Origin of the sequence: Halomonas stenophila (assembly GCF_014192275.1) — a bacterium.
GTDB lineage: Bacteria > Pseudomonadota > Gammaproteobacteria > Pseudomonadales > Halomonadaceae > Halomonas > Halomonas stenophila.
This window is the reverse complement of the sequence record NZ_JACHXR010000002.1, coordinates 253610-271596: the sequence shown is the minus strand read 5'-3', so window position 1 is coordinate 271596 and position 17987 is coordinate 253610. Positions and strand designations below refer to the sequence as shown.

Annotated in this window: 18 protein-coding genes; 7 read left to right on the top strand and 11 right to left on the bottom strand. The window is 70.5% G+C overall.

The window, feature by feature from the left end:
* The first annotated feature begins 105 nt into the window (after positions 1-105).
* A complete protein-coding gene (locus FHR97_RS05225) occupies positions 106-2040 on the top strand; it encodes an aconitate hydratase (protein WP_183382720.1) in 1935 nt (644 codons plus the stop codon).
* 178 nt (positions 2041-2218) lie between these two features.
* Here the strand turns inward: FHR97_RS05225 and FHR97_RS05220 are convergent, their stop codons facing one another.
* Positions 2219-2584, bottom strand: a complete 366-nt coding sequence (locus tag FHR97_RS05220; RefSeq protein WP_183382719.1) for an SPW repeat protein — start codon at positions 2582-2584, stop codon at positions 2219-2221.
* 261 nt (positions 2585-2845) lie between these two features.
* Between FHR97_RS05220 and FHR97_RS05215 the strand changes: the two genes are divergently transcribed.
* Positions 2846-4126, top strand: coding sequence for an MgtC/SapB family protein (locus FHR97_RS05215; protein ID WP_183382718.1), 1281 nt, complete (start codon positions 2846-2848; stop codon positions 4124-4126).
* A gap of 56 nt (positions 4127-4182) precedes the next feature.
* Here the strand turns inward: FHR97_RS05215 and FHR97_RS05210 are convergent, their stop codons facing one another.
* Positions 4183-4938 carry a TIGR01458 family HAD-type hydrolase gene (locus FHR97_RS05210; protein WP_183382717.1) on the bottom strand — a complete coding sequence of 252 codons (756 nt, stop codon included), beginning with the start codon at positions 4936-4938 and terminating at the stop codon, positions 4183-4185.
* 79 nt (positions 4939-5017) lie between these two features.
* Entirely contained in the window at positions 5018-5893 is an 876-nt protein-coding gene (locus FHR97_RS05205; protein ID WP_183382716.1) for a LysR family transcriptional regulator, read from the bottom strand.
* Between the two features lie 88 nt (positions 5894-5981).
* Here FHR97_RS05205 and FHR97_RS05200 point away from each other — a divergent pair, with 88 nt between their 5' ends.
* A complete protein-coding gene (locus FHR97_RS05200) occupies positions 5982-6731 on the top strand; it encodes an NAD(P)H-dependent oxidoreductase (protein ID WP_183382715.1) in 750 nt (249 codons plus the stop codon).
* A gap of 24 nt (positions 6732-6755) precedes the next feature.
* Here the strand turns inward: FHR97_RS05200 and pdxR are convergent, their stop codons facing one another.
* Complete coding sequence (gene pdxR, locus FHR97_RS05195) at positions 6756-8264, bottom strand: MocR-like pyridoxine biosynthesis transcription factor PdxR (protein WP_183382714.1); 1509 nt, start codon at positions 8262-8264, stop codon at positions 6756-6758.
* Between the two features lie 88 nt (positions 8265-8352).
* Between pdxR and FHR97_RS05190 the strand changes: the two genes are divergently transcribed.
* The 3 genes from FHR97_RS05190 to FHR97_RS20135 are packed head-to-tail and all read left to right on the top strand — an operon-like array spanning position 8353 to position 9728.
* Positions 8353-8796 carry a GNAT family N-acetyltransferase gene (locus FHR97_RS05190; RefSeq protein WP_183382713.1) on the top strand — a complete coding sequence of 148 codons (444 nt, stop codon included), beginning with the start codon at positions 8353-8355 and terminating at the stop codon, positions 8794-8796.
* A gap of 10 nt (positions 8797-8806) precedes the next feature.
* Positions 8807-9427 carry an FMN-binding negative transcriptional regulator gene (locus tag FHR97_RS05185; protein ID WP_183382712.1) on the top strand — a complete coding sequence of 207 codons (621 nt, stop codon included), beginning with the start codon at positions 8807-8809 and terminating at the stop codon, positions 9425-9427.
* The gene (locus tag FHR97_RS20135) at positions 9417-9728 is read left to right on the top strand and encodes a hypothetical protein (RefSeq protein WP_221187692.1); all 312 of its coding nucleotides are present in this window, start codon (positions 9417-9419) and stop codon (positions 9726-9728) included. Before FHR97_RS05185 ends, FHR97_RS20135 begins: the two co-directional genes overlap by 11 nt.
* A 42-nt stretch (positions 9729-9770) precedes the next feature.
* On the opposite strand, the gene FHR97_RS05175 is transcribed toward FHR97_RS20135, so the two are convergent.
* From FHR97_RS05175 to FHR97_RS05165, 3 genes are all read right to left on the bottom strand, one after another.
* The gene (locus FHR97_RS05175) at positions 9771-11660 is read right to left on the bottom strand and encodes an ABC transporter ATP-binding protein (RefSeq protein WP_183382711.1); all 1890 of its coding nucleotides are present in this window, start codon (positions 11658-11660) and stop codon (positions 9771-9773) included.
* Between the two features lie 54 nt (positions 11661-11714).
* Positions 11715-11936 (bottom strand): hypothetical protein, encoded by a 222-nt coding sequence (locus FHR97_RS05170; protein WP_183382710.1) that lies wholly within the window; start codon positions 11934-11936, stop codon positions 11715-11717.
* Positions 11937-12049: 113 nt separating this feature from the next.
* A complete protein-coding gene (locus FHR97_RS05165; protein ID WP_183382709.1) occupies positions 12050-13237 on the bottom strand; it encodes a M24 family metallopeptidase in 1188 nt (395 codons plus the stop codon).
* 134 nt (positions 13238-13371) lie between these two features.
* On the opposite strand from FHR97_RS05165, the gene FHR97_RS05160 reads away from it, so the two are divergent.
* On the top strand, positions 13372-14091 hold the full coding sequence (locus tag FHR97_RS05160; protein WP_183382708.1) for a YebC/PmpR family DNA-binding transcriptional regulator: 720 nt from the start codon (positions 13372-13374) through the stop codon (positions 14089-14091).
* Between the two features lie 75 nt (positions 14092-14166).
* Here the strand turns inward: FHR97_RS05160 and FHR97_RS05155 are convergent, their stop codons facing one another.
* The 4 genes from FHR97_RS05155 to dbpA all read right to left on the bottom strand — a co-directional run bounded on the left by FHR97_RS05155 (position 14167) and on the right by dbpA (position 17894).
* Positions 14167-14937: an META domain-containing protein gene (locus FHR97_RS05155; protein ID WP_183382707.1), complete on the bottom strand. Its 771-nt coding sequence runs from the start codon at positions 14935-14937 to the stop codon at positions 14167-14169.
* A gap of 90 nt (positions 14938-15027) precedes the next feature.
* The gene (locus tag FHR97_RS05150; protein ID WP_183382706.1) at positions 15028-15471 is read right to left on the bottom strand and encodes a DUF4399 domain-containing protein; all 444 of its coding nucleotides are present in this window, start codon (positions 15469-15471) and stop codon (positions 15028-15030) included.
* 118 nt (positions 15472-15589) lie between these two features.
* Positions 15590-16441 (bottom strand): PA4780 family RIO1-like protein kinase, encoded by an 852-nt coding sequence (locus tag FHR97_RS05145; RefSeq protein ID WP_183382705.1) that lies wholly within the window; start codon positions 16439-16441, stop codon positions 15590-15592.
* Between the two features lie 43 nt (positions 16442-16484).
* Positions 16485-17894 (bottom strand): ATP-dependent RNA helicase DbpA, encoded by a 1410-nt coding sequence (gene dbpA / locus FHR97_RS05140; RefSeq protein ID WP_183382704.1) that lies wholly within the window; start codon positions 17892-17894, stop codon positions 16485-16487.
* Positions 17895-17987 lie beyond the last annotated feature (93 nt).

Genomic DNA, 17987 nt, shown 5'->3' with positions numbered 1-17987 from the left:
GACGTGGCGGGGACCGCCCCGAGGCCGGTGCCGCTCGCCCCCGCTGGCCGCCACGGACCGGCTGCTAGACTGACGTCTATAGCGACAGCGACGCGGGAGGCAGGCATGAGTCGGCGCAACGTGACCCAGAAACTGATCGAGTCCCACCTGGTGTCGGGCCGCCTGATCCCGGGCGAGGAGATCGCGCTGACGATCGACCAGACCCTGACGCAGGACGCCACCGGGACCCTGGTGATGCTGGAGTTCGAGGCCATGGGGCGCGACCGCGTGCGCACCGAGCTGTCGGCCCAGTACGTCGACCACAACCTCTTCCAGGAGGACTTCAAGAATCCCGACGATCACCTCTTCCTGCAGAGCGCCTGCCGCAAGTTCGGCGTCTGGTTCAGCCCGGCGGGCAACGGCGTCAGCCACCCGGTGCACCAGGAACGCTTCGGGGTCCCGGGCAAGACCCTGGTCGGCTCGGACAGCCATACCCCCGCCGCCGGCGCCCTGGGTATGCTGGCCATCGGCGCCGGCGGCCTGGAGGTGGCCCTGGCCATGGCCGGCGAGCCGCTGTATCTGGCCATGCCCCGGGTGGTGGGGGTGGAACTGACCGGCACGCTGCCCGACTGGGTCAGCGCCAAGGACGTGGTGCTGGAGATGCTGCGCCGCTACGACGTCAAGGGCGGGGCGGGGCGTATCTTCGAATACTACGGTCCCGGGCTCGACGCCCTGAGCGCCATGGACCGCCACGTGATCGCCAACATGGGCACCGAGATGGGCGCCACCACCTCGGTATTCCCCGCCGACGCCGAGGTCAGGCGCTTCCTCGCCCGACAGCAGCGCGGCGACGCCTGGCGGGCGCTCGAGGCCGACGATGGCGCCGACTACGACGAGCGGGTGACGCTGGACCTGTCGCGCCTCGAGCCACTGATCGCCCTGCCCAGCAGCCCCGGCAAGGTGCGGCCGGTGCGCGAGGTGGCCGGCGAGGCCATCTACCAGGCCTATGTGGGCTCCTCGGCCAACCCGGGACTGCGCGACTTCGCGGTGCCGGCGATGATGGTCGAGGGCCGCCGGGTGCCACCGGGCGTTTCCTTCGACATCAACCCGACCTCGCGCCAGATCCTCGAGAACCTGACGCTGCACAGCTACCTGGCACGGCTGATCCGTGCCGGCGCCCGCCTGCACCAGGCCGGCTGCAACGGCTGCATCGGCATGGGCCAGGCGCCGGCCAGCGGCCGCAACAGCTTACGCACCGTGCCACGCAACTTCCCCGGGCGTTCCGGCACCCCCGAGGACCGGGTGTTCCTGTGCAGCCCCGAGACCGCCACCGCCGCCGCCCTGACGGGTCGGATCACCGACCCCCGCGAGCTGGACATGGACTATCCGCGCTTCACCGAGCCCGAGGACCTGGTGATCAACCGCGAGATGCTGGTGCCCCCTGCCGCAGACGGCGCCGGCGTGGCGCTGGTCAAGGGCCCCAACGTCAAGAGCCTGCCGGACTTCGCGCCGATCCCCGCCGCGTTCCGCGGCCCGGTGCTGCTCCGGGTGGGCGACGACGTCTCCACCGACGAGATCATGCCCGCCGGCGCCGAGGTGCTGCCGCTGCGCAGCAACATCCCGGCCATCGCCGAGCATGTCTTCAAGGCCGTCGACCCCGAGTTCTGCCGACGCGCCCAGGCCCTCGACGGCGACGGTTTCGTCATCGTCGCCGGTCGCAACTACGGTCAGGGCTCGAGCCGCGAGCATGCCGCCATCGCCCCGCGCTACCTGGGGCTACGGGTGGTCTGTGCCCTCTCCTTCGCCCGCATCCACTGGCAGAACCTGGCCAACTTCGGCATCGTGCCGCTGACCTTCGTCGATCCCGACGACTACGCGACCATCGCCCAGGACGACGAGCTGGCCCTGGACGACGCGGTCGAGGCGCTGGCGGCGGGCGAGGAACTCAGCCTGCACAACCGCACCCGCGACCGGCGCTACCGCATGCACCACGGCCTGTCGCCGCGCCAGATCGAGATGATACGCCACGGCAGCCTGATCAACCTGATACGCCGGGAGTGACGACGTTCGACCTGCTTACCACCGAGGCTGCCGGTAGCATCGCCCGCCAAGGCCGACGACGCCTTGCGACATGAAGCGAATGCCAGTCTTTCGAGTTCCAGGCCGTGGCCCGCCCCCTGAGACAAGACGGAGGGGAGGCCGTGGCCTCCCCTCTCGCTTCGCCCATGGCGTTCGGGCGTCAGGCGGCGTGACCGCCGTGGTGCTTCATGTCGACGAGGCTCCAGATGGCATCGCCCCCCACCAGCACGCCCATGATCAGGCTGTTCCACAGCGCCAGCGGGGCAGCGGCGAAACCCAGCGCGAAGGGCGCGACGATCAGGGCCGCCCCGAGCACCACGCTGACCCATTCTTCCCACTCCCGGGGCTTCATGATCTCGGCGACGGCGAACCCGGCCACGATCAGGCCCAGGATGACCGCGCTCCACATGGCCATTCCCTCGGCGACCGCGGTGAAGCCGAGCACGAAAGGCGACACGACCAACCAGGCGCCGAACAGCAGCATCAGCCATTCACGCCAGCGGGACTTCAGTTCCAGCGTATTCATGACTCACCTCCCTACCGGGGTTCCGGTCGTCTGGGTCGTTCTGGCAAGCGTATGGCTGCCTCATCTATAAGTTTATAGACGATTTCCGAGGCTTTTCCACAGGCTGTGGATAACCGACCCAGGCGCGCGACGTCCGATGTCGAGCGCGGAAAGGGAACCTTGCCGAGGCACCTCGACTTCCCCATCCGGCGACGAACGCCCAGAATATGAGCAAGTGTTTCTTCAACGATCACGGATGGCCGAAAGAGGAGCCGCCCAGGCATGGACGAGGTCACCCAGCAGTTCATCGTCGGCAACGAGATGGCCATCCGGCTGGCCGTGGCCCTGTTGCTGGGGGCCCTGATCGGCATCGAGCGAGGCTGGGTCGCCCGGAGGCGGGAGGCCGGCGAACGCATCGCCGGGGTGCGAACCCATGCCCTGGTGGGGCTGCTCGGTGGCATCGCCGCCTTGCTCGCCGACGCCGTGACCGAATGGGCCTTCCCGCTACTGTTTCTCGCCGTGGCCGGCTCCGCCCTGGCGGCCTACCGGGCCCGCATGCCCCTGAGCCAGGACTACAGCATCACCGGCCTGGTGGGGTTGCTGCTGACCTTCTGTTTCGGCGCCATCGCGGTGGCCGTGGACCTGGCCCTGGCCACCACCTGCGCCGTGATCACCGCGGTCATCCTCGACAACAAGCGCGAGATCCACGGCCTGCTGAACCAGCTACAGGCCCACGAGATGGACGCCGGCCTCAAGCTGCTGCTGATCTCGGTGGTGATGTTGCCGCTGCTGCCCGACCGCGCCATGGGGCCCGGAGCGGCCCTCAACCCGTACGAGATCTGGTGGATGGTCGTGTTGGTCGCGGCCATCTCCTTCGTCGGCTACTTCGCCATCCGTGTCGGAGGGCCGGAGAGGGGCATCCTCTTCACCAGCCTGTTCGCCGGGCTGAGCTCCTCCACCGCCCTGACCCTGCACTTCGCCCGGCTGTCGCGGCAACACCAGGAATTCTCGCCACTGCTGGCGGCCGGCATCCTGATCGCCTGCGGCACCATGTTCCCGCGCATCCTGCTCTACTGCCTGGTGATCAACCCGGCCCTGCTCGCGCCGCTGGCGCTGCCGGTGACGGCGATGGCCATGCTGCTCTATGTGGCCGCGCTGCTCATCTGGCGCTCGCACCGCCGGGCGGCCAAGGTCGACCGGCCGGAACTGAACCAGAACCCCCTGGAACTGCGCATGGCACTGCTGTTCGGTGTGCTGCTGGCGGTGATCATGCTGCTCGGCCATTGGCTCCAGGACTGGCTGGGCGATGCCGGGGTCTACCTCCTGGCCGCCACCTCCGGCATGGCCGATGTCGGTGCCGTCACCCTGTCGCTGGCCCGACTGTCCCACGGCACCATCGCCCCGGACACGGTCGTCCTCGGCATCGTCATCGCCGCGGCGGTCAACAACGTCATCAAGGCCGGCATGGCCGCGACCGTCGGCAACCCGGGACTCGGGCGACGGGTTGCCGTGCCCATGGCGGTGTCGCTGCTCGCCGGCCTGGGCCTGGCCTGGGGGCTATAATCCAGGCAAGCAGGCAGCAGCCAGGCCAGCGTCTCGTGGCGGGCCATCGCGAGGCCTCAGGCCTCGGGGAAACGCCCTGCCACCAGCGCCGCCAGGCCGTCCTCGCAGGCCGCCCCCGGGACTCGCGCCTCGTCGCCGGGCCGGTACTTGCCGGAGCGCACCAGGCAGGCCTCGATCCCCAGCTCCCGCGCCGCCGCCACGTCGCAGTCGACGTCGTCGCCGACCATCAACGCCTCCTCCGGCGCGACCCCGGCGTCGTCCAGCACGGCACGGAAGAAGCCCGCGGCGGGCTTGCCGAGCACCGTGGCCCGGGTGTCGGCCGCATACTCCAGGGCACGCACGAAGGGGCCCACGTCCAGGTGCAGGCTGCCCTGCTGGTGGAAGTAGCGATTGGTGCCCACGGTGAGCAGCGGCGCCCCGCGCTGCAGGCACTGGAAGGCCGCGTCCAGGTGCCGATAGTCCAGGCGTGACTCGGCGTCGCCGAGCACCACCGCATCCGGGTCATCGCCGGCGAGGTCCGCGAACTCCGGCTCGAGTCCCTCGTGAATGAGCAGGTAGGGGCGCAGTCCATGCCGTACCAGGTAGTGGCGAACCGCGGCCGGGGCGGTGAAGACCTGCTCGCGCTCCACGTCGAAGCCCATCCCGCGAAGGTCGGCATGCACCGTGTCCCCGGTCTTGCGCGAGGTGTTGGTGACGAAACGCAGCACCAGCCCCGCCGCCTGCAGGCGGGCCACCGCCGCCACGGCACCGGGCAACGCAACGCCGTCCTCATGGAGCACACCGCTGATATCGAGCAATACCGCCTTGAGCATGGGTTCCTCCTCCGTGACGCTCGCATGGCGACTCGGCCATGCTTTCGTCAGCAGGATAGTGAATCCTCGCCCGGCCGGCTCAGTCGACGCCCGTGCCGGCCAATCGGGCGGCACGGGTCTCGAGCGCCCCGGCGAGGTGCTCCATGAATGCTCGGACCCGCGCCACCCGACGCAGATCGGGATGAGTCAGCAGCCACAGGCCGGTAACGAGCTCGGGGATCGGCGCGCCGAGTCGCTCGAGGGCCGGCTCGGCATCGGCGAGGTAACAGGGCAGCACCGCCTGGCCCAGCCCCTCGCGCACCGCCGCGAACATGCCGAGCAGGGTATCGACCCGGTAGGCCGCGCCCGACGTCCGGGCGCCCATCCAAGCCTCCAGGGCGGCGTCGCCCAGGTGACGATCGGGCCCCACCCAGGCGCTCTCGGTCGCCGCCGCACCGCGGCGCACATAGACCGCCTGGGCGATGTCGCCCAGCCGCCGGCCGACCAGGTGCTCCGGTGGCGAGCGGGTCGGCCGCAACGCCAGGTCGGCATCGCGCCGCGAGAGATTGAACAGCTGGTTGGAGACGGCGACCTCCAGATCAATCGCCGGATGTCGCCGACGAAAATCGGCCAGGATCGGCGACACCAGGCCCATCAGCAGGGTATCGGTGGTGGTCAGCCGCAGGGTGCCGGCCAGCCGCAGGTCGCGCCCCGCCAGCCGACGCTCGGCCGCCGCCACCTCAGCGGCGACCCGTGACGCCGTGCCGGCCAGTTCCTCGCCGGCCGGCGTGGGCGCATAGCCGGCTCGTCCGCGCTCGAACAGCCGCACACCCAGCCGCCGCTCGATGGCGCCCAGCCGCCGGAACACCGTGGCATGGCTCACGCCCAGCCGGCGCGCAGCCCCGGACAGCGACCCCGTCTCGGCCACCGCCAGGGTCACCCGCAGGTCATCCCAGCCGAGCGATTGTTCATCCATGCAAACTCCATTTGAAGAAATGGGGAATATTCGTACATCAACGCACAGGCTAGCCTGCCGAGACATCCCCTGCGACCCGGAGACCGCCATGCGAGTCCTGATCGTCCACAGCCACCCCGAGCCCCACTCCTTCAACGGCGCCATGACCGATACCGCCGCCGACACCCTGCGCCACCAGGGTCATGAGGTAGAGGTCGCCGACCTCTACGCCGAGGGCTTCGACCCGGTCGAGCGCGCGACAAACTTCGCCCCGCGGGCCGAGCCCGAATGCTTCTCGGCACTGACCGAGCAGCGCCACCATTTCGAGGCCGGCACCCTCCCCGACCCGGTGCAGCGCGAGCTATCGCGCTTGCTGCGGGCCGAGTTGGTGATTTTCCAGTTCCCGCTGTGGTGGCACGGCCCACCGGCGATGCTCAAGGGCTGGTTCGACCGTGTCTGCGTCTACGGCGGCCTCTATTCCGGCAGCATGCGCTACGACCGCGGGCGCCTGGCCGGGGTGCGGGCGCTATGCGCGGTGACCACCGGCTCGCCGGCCGCGGCCTTCTCGCCGCGGGGCCGCGGCGGCGACATGGCCACCCTGCTGTGGCCAATGCACTGCTCGCTCGCCTATCTGGGCATGACGGTGCTGCCGCCCCAGGTGGTCTATGGCGTCCAGGGCGGCGGGCTGCGCTACCAGGACGAGGCCGGCTTCCGCGCCCGGCTCGAGGACGAAAAGACCGCCTGGGCCGAACGGCTGACGCGGCTCGATACGGAATCGCCGATTCCCTTCAGCGGCTGGAACGACTGGGACGAGGACGGCGTACTGCGCCCCAACCATCCCCTCGCCTGGCGCCCCTGAGCCCGACGGCGGAAGACTGCGGCATCAAGAGGACACCGCTCGTTCCTCGACCAGCGACAGCCATGCCTCCGCCAGCCAGCGCCCGGCCCGCAGGATCTCGTCGTCGCGGGTGCCGGCATAGCCCAGCACCAGCCCCGGACGCCCCGGCGCCGCCAGGTAGTAGCCCGACAGCGGCGACAGGGTGACGCCGTTGGCCGCCCCGCGGGCGACCAGGGTCGCCTCGAGGGCGAGGTCGTCGAGCCAGGCCACCAGGTGCATGCCGGCCTGGCCCTCCGACAGCACGAGCCCCCGCGCCACGGCCGGCGCCAGCGCCCGACGCAGCAGCGCCTGGCGCCCCCGGTAGCAGTCGCGCATGCGGCGCACATGCCGCGAGAAGTGGCCAGCGGCGATGAATTCCCCCAGCGCCGCCTGCACCGTGTACTGCCCCTCGCGGTGCAGGCGGGCATTGGCACGCTGGAAGGGCGCCACCAGGGCCTCGGGCAATACCAGGTAGCCGAGCCGCAGCCCCGGATAGAGCACCTTGCTGAGGGTACCGACATAGATCACCCGAGCCGACTCGGTGAGTCCCTGGAGGGCGGCGATGGGGCGCTGGCCATAGCGAAACTCGCTGTCGTAGTCGTCCTCCACGATCCAGGCGCCGTGCGTCTCGGCCGCCTCGAGCAACGCCAGCCGCCGCGAGAGGCTCATGGTCACGCCGCAGGGATACTGATGGGAGGGCGTCACGTAGATCAGGCGCGGGCCGGCATGGCCGGGGGGAACGCGTCCGGGATCCAGGCCCTCGTCATCCACCGGGACCGGCACCAGCTCGAGGCCGGCGGCATCGAAGCAGGCCTGGGCGCCGCCGTAGCCGGGCTCCTCCATCCACACCACGTCGCCCGGGTCGCCCAGCATCCGCGCGATCAGCTCGAAGCCCTGCTGGGCCCCCTGCACCACGAGCACCTGCTCCGGGCGACAGCGCACCGAGCGCGACAGCCGCAGGTAGTCACAAAGCACCTCGCGCAGCGCCGTCACCCCGCCCTGGGTGCGATAGTCCAGCCACGCCTCGGGGGCGTCATGCTGGTGACGCTTGAGCAGCCGCTGCCAGAGCTCGCGGGGAAAGCGGTCGAGGGCCGGTACCCCCGGCGGGAAGGCGCCGTGATGGCCGCCCGGCGGGGCACAGAACCTCAGCAGCCGCTCGCCGCGCGACGACAGCGACGCCTCCGGTACCTCCCCCGGCACTTCCCCCGATACCGCCTCGACACCGCCGAACGGCAGGTCGGCGACGAAGGTGCCGGCGCCGGGGCGGGTCTCCAGGAACCCCTCGGCGACCAGCTGATCGATGGCCTCCAGCACCGTATTGCGCCCCACCCCCAGATCCCGGGCCAGGCGCCGAGACGACGGCAACCGGCAGCCGCTGGCCAGGCGTCCCGACTGCACCCAGGCCCGCAGCGCCCGATACAGGCGGCGGGCCAGCGGCAGCGAAGAAGTTCGCGTCAGTTCGATACCCAGGGCCTCGCCGACCCAGTCGGCATGAACGGCGACAACCGGTTCCATGATTTTCCCCATAACTGGTCCTTACCAGGGAACCACTATGCCCACAGACTCCGATGGTGTCACCGCTGCCCACAGGGAGGAGATCACCATGCCCATCCGCCATGCCCGGCTCGCCGATGTCGAGGCCCTCGGCGAGCTGCTCGACGCCTATCGGGTCTTCTACGGCCAGGCTTCCGATCCCGTCGCCGCCCGCCGCTTCATTGCCAGGCGCCTGGGGCTGGGCGACGCCCACCTGCTGGTGCACGACGACGAGGGGGTCCTGCAGGGCTTCGTCCAGCTCTACCCGCTGTTCAGCACCGTGCGCCTGGCGCCGCTATGGCAACTCAACGACCTCTTCGTGGCGCCCCATGCCCGTCGCCGGGGCATCGGCCGCGCCCTGTTGCAGGCCGCCCGCGACCTGGCCCTGGCCGAAGGCGTCCGGCACCTGAAGCTGTCCACCGGCATCGACAACCGGACCGCCCAATCCCTCTACGCATCGCAGGGCTGGCAGCGCGATCGAGCGTTCCATCACTACGCCCTGAGCCTCGACTGACGGAGCCCCCATGTACCGACCCCCTGATACCCGCATGTCCCTGACGCAGGCCCAGGCGCTGATCGATGCCCATGGCTTCGCGATGCTCGTGGACGGCAGCCTGCGGGCCAGCCACCTGCCCCTGGTGCTGGAGCGCGGCGAAGGCGAACTGGGCACCCTCTACGGCCATTTCGCCCGCGCCAACCCCCATTGGCGCGAGCTGGGGGGCCAGCGAGTGCTGGCCGCCTTCCCGGGCCCGCATGCCTATGTCTCCCCCCGCTGGTACGCCGCCAGGCCGGCGGTGCCGACCTGGAACTATGTGGCCGTGCATGCCGGCGGCGTCTTCGAGCGGCTCGACGACGATGCCACTCAGGCGGCCTTCGACACCCTGGTGGCCAAGTACGAGCCCGACCTGCTCGACGACGCGGAGATCCTGAGTAACGCCTATCGCCGACGACTGCTCGCGGGGGTCGTCGGCTTCCGGATCCGCCTGGACGATCTGCAGGGCAAGGCCAAGCTGGGATTGAACCGCTCGCGGGTCGACCAGGCCGGCGTCCTGGCCGGGCTGGGCGACAGCGCCGATCCGCTGGCCCGGCAACTGGGGGCCTATACCGCGGCCTATGGCAGGGAGGGCGACGCGCATGACGGCTAATGCGAGGAACGCCGCGCCGAGCGCACTCGGCCCCCATGGCCAGCCCATCGGCGAGGCGATGCCCGACTGGCAGGGAGCGACGCCGCTCCCGGACGCCCCCCTGACCGGGCGCCGGGTCCGCGTCGAGCCACTCGATGCCGGGCGCAATCGCGACACCGCCTGGTTCTCGATCCTCGACGGCGAATGGCCGGCTCTGGAGGCGATCCTCCGGCGCTGGCTGTCACCGGACAACTTCGATGCCCAGGGGCGGCAGCGCCTCTCGCTGTCGGCCCTGACGGCGGGATCGTCCGCCTCCGGCTGAGCTCGCCAGCGATTCCGCAGGCGCCTCGTCTGAGGTGTGGGCTCAGGCCCCGGACACCGGTGCCGACAACGCCGTCTCGGCCTCGCCGTCGCACTCGAGCCCCAGGAAGCCGCCGGACTGGCGCCGCCACAGCGCCGCATAGAGGCCGTCCCGGGCGAGCAGCTCCTGATGGCTGCCGGTCTCGACGATGCGTCCCGCGTCGATCACCACCAGCCGGTCGAGCATGGCGATGGTCGACAACCGATGGGCGATGGCGATCACCGTCTTGCCCGCCATCAGGGCGTAGAGCTGCTCCTGGATGGCCGCCTCCACCTCGGAGTCCAGCGCCGAGGTGGCCTCGTCGAGCACCAGGATCGGCGCGTTCTTGAGCAGCACCCGGGCGATGGCGATGCGCTGGCGCTGGCCGCCCGAGAGCTTCACCCCCCGTTCGCCGACATGGGCGTCCAGGCCACGTCGCCCCTGGGAGTCGACCAGCTCCTCGATGAAGGCATCGGCATGGGCCTGGCGCACCGCCCGGCGGATATCCGCCTCGCTGGCCGCGGGGCTGCCGTAGCGGAGGTTGTCGCGCACCGAGCGATGCAGCAGCGAGGTGTCCTGGGTGACCATGCCGATATGCCGCCGCAGCGACTCTTGGGTCACCCCGGCGATGTCTTGGCCGTCGATCAGGATGCGTCCGCCCTGGAGGTCGTAGAAGCGCAGCAGCAGGTTGGCCAGGGTCGACTTGCCGGCCCCCGAGCGACCGATCAGGCCGACCCTCTCGCCCGGGGCGATGGTCAGGTCGAGCCCGTCGAAGACCGGGCGGGCCTCCCCCACCGCCTGCCCATAGCCGAAGCGCAGCCCCTCGAAGCGGATCTCGCCCCGCGATACCGAGAGCGTCCCGGCATCCGGGGCATCCAGCACCGCCGGGGGGCGGGCGATGGTGTTGATGCCGTCCTGCACGGTGCCGATGTTCTCGAACAGCCCGGCCACCTCCCAGAGAATCCAGTTGGACATGAAGCGAATACGCATCACCAGCGCGATGGCCACCGCGATCGCGCCCAGGGACACCGCCTCCAGGTACCAGGCCCCGATGGCCGTGGCGGCGACAGCGGCCAGCAGCAGCGAATTGAGCAGCGTCAGGGAGAGCGTCAGCTGGGTGGCGAGGCGCATCTGGCGGTGCACCGTGGCCATGAAACGCTCCATGGCGTCGCGGGCGTAGTCCTGCTCCCGCCGGGTATCGGCGAACAGCTTGATGGTCTGGATGTTGCTGTAGCTGTCGACGATCCGCCCGGTCATGCGCGCCCGGGCATCGGCCTGGTCCATGGAGACCCGCCGCAGCCGCGGCACGAACGCCCACATGATCGTCACATAGCCGGCGAGCCAGGCGCCGAGCGGCGCCATCAGCCAGGGCTCGGCCTGGCCCATCAGCAACATGGCGCCGGCGAAGTAGACCAGCACGTAGACCATCAGGTCCATCAGCTTCATCACCGTCTCGCGGATCGCCAGGGCCGTCTGCATGACCTTCTGGGAGACCCGCCCGGCGAACTCGTCCTGGTAGAAGGCCAGGCTCTGGCGCAGCATGTGTCGATGCGCCAGCCAGCGGCCGAGCATCGGGTAGTTGCCGAAGATGCTCTGGTGGGTCAGCAACGACTGGAGCAGGGTCAGCAACGGCAGGCCGATCACCACCAGTGCTGCCATGCCCGCCAGGCGCCAGCCGTACGCGGCGAAGAAGCCCTCGCGCTCGGCATCGGCCAGCCAGTCGACCAGCTCGCCCATGTAGCTGAAGAACAGCACCTCGGCGGCCGACACCAGGGCGGTGACCAGCGACATGGCGACCAGCAGCGGCAGCACCGGGCGGGAGAAGTGCAGGATGAACGGCAGCAGGCCGCGAGGCGGGACCTGCGGCTCTCCCGCCGGGTAGGGATTCACGAGGGTCTCGAAGAAGCGGAACATGCGCGCCTCGGCGTTGGGGCGGGGCCTGCGCCCCAGCAATGCGATTCCGGCAGCTCACTCGTTCGGGTAGGGACGGCTCCAGAGCTTGGCCGGCTCGTGGCGGTTGAGGACCTCCTCGACCTCCCGCTGCGCCGAGTCGCCGATGATCACCTTGAGCTCCCGGGCCTGCTCGTCGAGGAACAGCGACTCGCGGGGGAACCCGTCGGAGACCAGTTCGTCGAAGGCGTTCCGGGCCTTGAGTTCGCTGTCGTAGGCCGCCGTGACGGTCTGCGTCATGACATCCTCCTCCTGCTCGGCTGGATGGCGCCCCGACCGGTGGCGGCGGGGCCCTATCAGCATGGCCCCTGACCCGGCGCGCCGCCAACCACCCGGATCGGCGACGCGCCGGGTCAGGGAACCTCGTGCAGCCGCCAGTCGTTGTCGGTGAGCGGCTCGCCCCCCGCGGGCGTGACCCGCACGGTGTCGCTCAGGCCGATGCCCCACTGCCCCGGCAGGCGCAGGCAGAGCGGCAGGTGGAAGACCATGTCGGCCTCGAACTCGCGGGCCTGGCCGCGGGCGATGTAGCCGCTGCCCTCGACCCAGCTGGGCGGGAACTGGCCGCCCACCGCATAGCCGAACACGCCCGAGAAGAACACCCGGTCGGCGTGGGGCGCCAGCACCGCCTCGGCGGCCCGCGCCGCATCGTCGAAGCTCCGGCCCGGGCGCATCGCCGCGATCAGCGCCTCGTACATCCCCCGGCCGACATCGCGGAGCTCGTGCATCCCGGGGCCGGCCCGGCCGGCCACGGCGGTGCGCATCATCGGCGCCGTGTAGCGCTGGAAGGCCGCGCCGAACTCCAGGAACACCGGCTCGTCCCGGGCGATCACCCGCCGCTTGTGGTTGACGTGGATGGTGCCGCTGCGCGCCCCGCTGGTGACGATGGGCTGCAGGCTCATGAACTCGCTACCCGCCGCCAGCATCGCCCGGGCGCCCTCCGCGGCCACCTCGTTGTCGGTCACCCCGGGGGCGATGGTCGCCATGGCCGCGCGCAGCCCCGCCGAGGTGATGCGCGCGCTCTCGCGCAGGCACTCGAGCTCGAGCGCGCTCTTGACGATACGCAACCGGTCGAGCAGCTCGCCCCCCTCGTGGCGGAAGCGCTCGGCGCCCAGCCGCGCCTGGAGGGGCTGGATCACCCCGAGGCGCAGCCCGGCGCCCATGGCGTCGATGCCGATGGTGTGGAACGGCGACAGCACCTCGGCCAGTGGCTCGACGACCTCCTCGACCCCCTCCCAGCGGTAGCCGAGGATCTCGTCGACCCGGGCGGTGACCACCGCCGGCCCGGTCTCGATGGAGGCGACCTGCAGCACCAGCCGCTCCACCGAGACCACCAGGCAGGCATGCACCGAGACCTCGAAGGTGTGGTAGCCGGTGAGGTAGTGGATATCGGCCGGGTCGGTGAGCAGCAGGGCCTCGAGGCCGGCCTCACGCATGGCGGCACGCAGCCGCGTGCAGCGGGCCTCGAGCTCGGCCTCGGGAAAGGGCAGCTCGCTGCCGCCGAGGGCCTCGGCGAGAACGTGGCGATAGCGGGGGTGATCCATGGGGGCTCCAGGCGCAGGGGACCTCCCGCCAGTGTAGCCGGGACGGGCCGGGCGACCGGGCAAATAAGGCTGTTACCGCACCGCCCGGTTTCGTAGAATCCTGGCACGAGACCAGACGCAACAGGACAAATGCAATGGGCAGGGCCTTCCAGAACCGCAAGGAATCCATGGCCAAGACGGCCGCCGCCAAGACCAAGGTCTACAGCAAGTACGGCCGCGAGATCTACGTCTGCGCCAAGCAGGGCGGCGTCGACCCCAATGGCAACCTGGCCCTGCGCGGGCTGATCGATCGCGCCAAGAAGGACCAGGTGCCGTCCCACGTGATCGACAAGGCGCTGGACAAGGCCAGCGGCGTGGGCGGCGAGGACTACTCCCCGGCCCGCTACGAAGGCTTCGGCCCGGGCAACTGCATGGTCATCGTCGAGTGCCTGACCGACAACCCCAACCGCACCTTCGGCGACGTACGCGCCTGCTTCAACAAGGCCAAGAGCAAGCTCGGCACCCCCGGCAGCGTCAGCCACATGTTCGACCACTGCGCCATCCTGGCCTTTGCCGGCGAGGATGAGGAGGCCACCCTGGAGGCGCTGATGGAGGCCGACGTCGACGTCACCGACATCGAGAACGAGGATGGCCGGATCACCGTCTTCGCGCCGCATACCGACTACGCCAAGGCCAAGCTGGCGCTGATCGATGCCTTCGGCGAGCTCGACTTCGAGGTCGACGAGATCCAGTTCGTGCCCCAGACCACCACCCCGGTGGAGGGCGACGACGTGGCGATGTTCGACAAGCTGCTCGACAGCCTCAACGAGCTGGACGACGTCCAGAACGTCTACCACAGCGCCGAGCTGGACTGACGTCCGCCTCGCCGACCACGCCCATGACGCCAGCGGCCGCCCTTCGGGGCGGCCGCTGGCGTGGCGAGGCACGGCTCAGGTCAGGTGGCGCACCACGAAGCGGGCCAGCAGCCGGCCCCGCGCATCGTAGAGCTCGAGATGGTCGGCCAGTACGCGGTAGCCGGCCGTGGCCTCCAGGGCGGCCAGGAAGCGCGCCTCGAGGGGGGCCGAAGTCCCGCAGGCCATGCGGGTACCGGCCAGCGTGCCGAAGCGCAGCGCCTCGCCCCTCAGCAGGTAGGCACCCGCCAGGCGGTTGCAGCCGGTGGCGCCGGCCACCCGATTGTCCTCGCCATGCAGGACCAGGTGCGGCTCGCGCCCCTCGGCCGGCACCGTCACCGGGGTATCGCCGAGGCGGACCAGCTTCCAGTAGGTGTCCTCCAGGGTCTCGGTCACGAAGGCCTCGGTGCGCCGCAGCCGATAGTCCAGCTCGGAGTCGATCTCGCGCCCCTCCAGGTCGAGCAGTTCGAGGGTGTCGGCATCGCGCAGGCGCCACAGCCGCGGTCCCTGGTCGCCGCCCACCAGGGTGAGGGTCTGGCGGCTGCCATCCAGCGACCACTCGCCGCGCTCGTGGAAGCGGCGGCGGTCATCGGCTCCCAGGTAGGCCGTGGTCAGGGTATAGACCCCATCGGGGAACAGCGAGAGGTGATAGCGGATGCCCTCGCAGTCGGCACAGGGCAGTTCACCGCGGAAGCTTGCCGGCAGCTCGCCCAGCGCCGGCTCGTGCTTGCCGGCGCGCTCGAGCGCCGCACAGCCCACCAGGAAGACGGCGGTCAGCAGGAAATAGGCAAAGAGAAACATCCTTTTCATCGGGGAACATCCTGTCGCACGGCGGTCGAGTACGCGCTTTGACCACAGGACGCGAAAAGGTTCGGCGCGGCCGACGGCCGCGCCGGGACATCACTCCACGGTGATGGTGATCGGATCGGAGACCACCGGCGGATCGAAGCTCAGGTGGCGATGGTCCATGAACAGCAGCTGCAGGGTGTGCTCGCCAGCGGGCAGCTCCAGGGTAGTCTGGGTCTGGCCGCCGCCGAAGTGACGGGTCTGGTCGGAGGAAGGCAGCGGGGCCGAGAGATCGACCTCCGCCAGCGGCGTGTCGATCAGCAGGTGATGGTGGCCGGTGTTCGGGGCCTCCATGCCGGCCGGGGCCACCCCCATGCCCTCGAGCCCCATGCGGACGGTCAACGGTCCCGAGACGCTGGCGTCGTCCTGTGGCGCGATGATGTCGACCTCGGCTCCCTCCGGCGGCGCCTGGCGCGGCATCTCCTCGGCCAGGGCCGGCGAGGCCAGCAGGGTGCCGCCGAGCAGCACGGCGGCGATTCCGGGAATGGAACGGCGCATGACGATACCTCCTGTATCTTTCTTGAGCTCCATGACGGGCCCCTTGGCCCATCGCGAACGTGCCCGGGCGGCGGGCACGACAGGCCCCAGTGTAGCAAGGCTCGCCCCGCCTGCCGGGCTACTCCTCGTCCTGCGCTTCCCGCGCCAGGCGCCAGGCCTCCTGTTCCCGGGCATCCTCGATGAGGGTGACCAGCTCGTCCACATCCACGGCCGTGGTATCCCCCGCGAAGCGCCCGGTCAGGGTGCTGTCCGGATGCAGCTCACCGGCCTCGTAGAGCGCCCAGATCTCCCTGCCATAGTCGGTGTCGTGCAAGGCCGGGGCGAACCGCCCGAAATGGGCCCGCATGTTGTCGACGTCGCGCCGGAGCAGCATGGCGGCGCTATTGTTGCCCGCGGCATCCACCGCCTGGGGCAGGTCGATGATCACCGGCCCCGCGGCATCGAGCAGTACGTTGAACTCGGAGAGGTCGCCATGCACCAGGCCGGCACACAGCATGCGCACGACCTCACGGATCACGGCATGGTGATGCGCCACCGCCTGCTCGGCGCCCAGGGTGACGTCATCGAGGCGCGGCGCCGCCAGGCCGTCGGCGCCGGTGATCATCTCCATCAGCAGCACGCCGTCGACGAAGCCCAGCGGCGCCGGCACCCGGACCCCCGCCGCCGCCAGCCGCTGGAGCGCCTCCACCTCGGCATTCAACCAGGCCTGCTCCTGTTCCCGCTGGCCATAGCGGGTCTTCTTGGCCATGGCCCGTTCACGGCGGCTGTTGCGCCCCCGGCGGCCCTCCTGGTACTGCACCGCCTGCTTGAAGCTGCGCTGCCTGGCCTCCTTGAAGACCTTGGCGCAGCAATGCTCCTCGCCACGGCGCACCACGTAGACCTGGGCCTCCTTGCCGCTCATCAGCTGGCCGAGGACCGCGTCGATCAGGCCGTCATCGACCAGCGGCTGCAATCGCCTGGGAATCTTCATTGCATCACTCCAGAGGCGCGAGTGGGGTAAGCGGCGTCAGGCATCAACGGCGGACACGACGGGCGCGGAAGGTGCGTCCCTTGAGGCGGCCACCGTTCAGCTGCGCCAGGGCGGGCTCGGCGAACTCGCGCTCGACGGCCACATAGGTGCTGCGTGCGAGCACCTTGATCTTGCCGATCCGCGCCCCGTCGAGGCCGCCCTCGCCGGTGAGGGCCCCGAGGATGTCCCCTGGGCGGATCTTCTGCTGCTTGCCGGCGCCGAGCTGCAGGGTCGCCATGGGCGCCCGCAGGGGCGCCGGCGTGCCCCGCAGGCTGGGCAACGCCTCGGTCTCGAGGGCCTGGCCGAGGAAGGCCTCGAGGCGCGCCAGCCGATGCCCCTCGTCCTCGCCGACCAGGGTGCAGGCCATGCCCTGGCCGCCGGCCCGGCCGGTACGCCCGACACGGTGCACATGGACCTCGAGCTCCCGGGCGATCCGGTAGTTGAACACCGCATCGAGATCGGCGATATCCAGCCCCCGGGCCGCCACATCGGTGGCCACCAGCACCGAGGCGCTGCGGTTGGCGAACAGCACCAGCAGCCGGTCGCGGTCCTGCTGCTCCAGGTCGCCATGCAGCGCCAGGGCACTGATGCCCGCCTCGTCCAGTGCCTCGGCGAGTTCGCGGGTCTCCTGCCGGGTGTTGCAGAACACCAGGCTGGAGGTCGGGCGCCGGTGCAACAGCAGCCGGCGCAGGGCCTCGAAACGCGCCGCGTCGTCCGCCACCCGGTAGAAGTGCTCGCGGATGGTGGCGTGGTCGTGGGTCTCGGCGATCGAGATCGAGACCGGGTCGCGGGTCCGGCCCTCGGCCAGCGGACGAACGCCCTCGCCGTAGGTGGCGCTGAACAGCCAGGTCCGGCGATCCTCGGGGGTCGCGGCGATGATCGCCTCCAGGGTCGCCTGGAAGCCCATGTCGAGCATGCGGTCGGCCTCGTCCAGCACCAGGGTGTCGAGGTCCCCCAGCGCCAGGCTACCCTTGCGCAGGTGTTCCTCCACTCGCCCCGGGGTGCCGACGACGAGGTGGGCGCCGTGGGCCAGCGAGGCGAGCTGCGGCCCCAGGGGGGCGCCGCCGCACAGCGTCAGCACCTTGATGTTGGGCAGGCCGCGGGCCAGGCGGCGCAGCTCCTCGGCGACCTGGTCGGCGAGTTCCCGGGTCGGGCACAGCACCAGCCCCTGCACCCGGAAACTCGCCGGGGCGAGCCGCGCCAGCAATCCCAGCCCGAAGGCCGCGGTCTTGCCCGAGCCGGTCCTGGCCTGGGCGATCACGTCGCGTCCGGCGAGCATCGCCGGCAGGCTCTCGGCCTGGATCGGCGTCATGCGCCGGTACTCCAGCGACTCCAGGGTGGCCAGCAGCTCGGCGGCCAGCGGCAGGCGGGAGAAGGCGCCGGCGGCGGCGTCCTGGGAGGGGGCATCAGTCACGGGGCGGACCTGTCTTGAGCGGGCATGGAAGCGGGAGGGGCGACGCTACGCAGTTGCCGGCGCCAGGGCAAGCGAAAAACGGCGCAGGCCCCC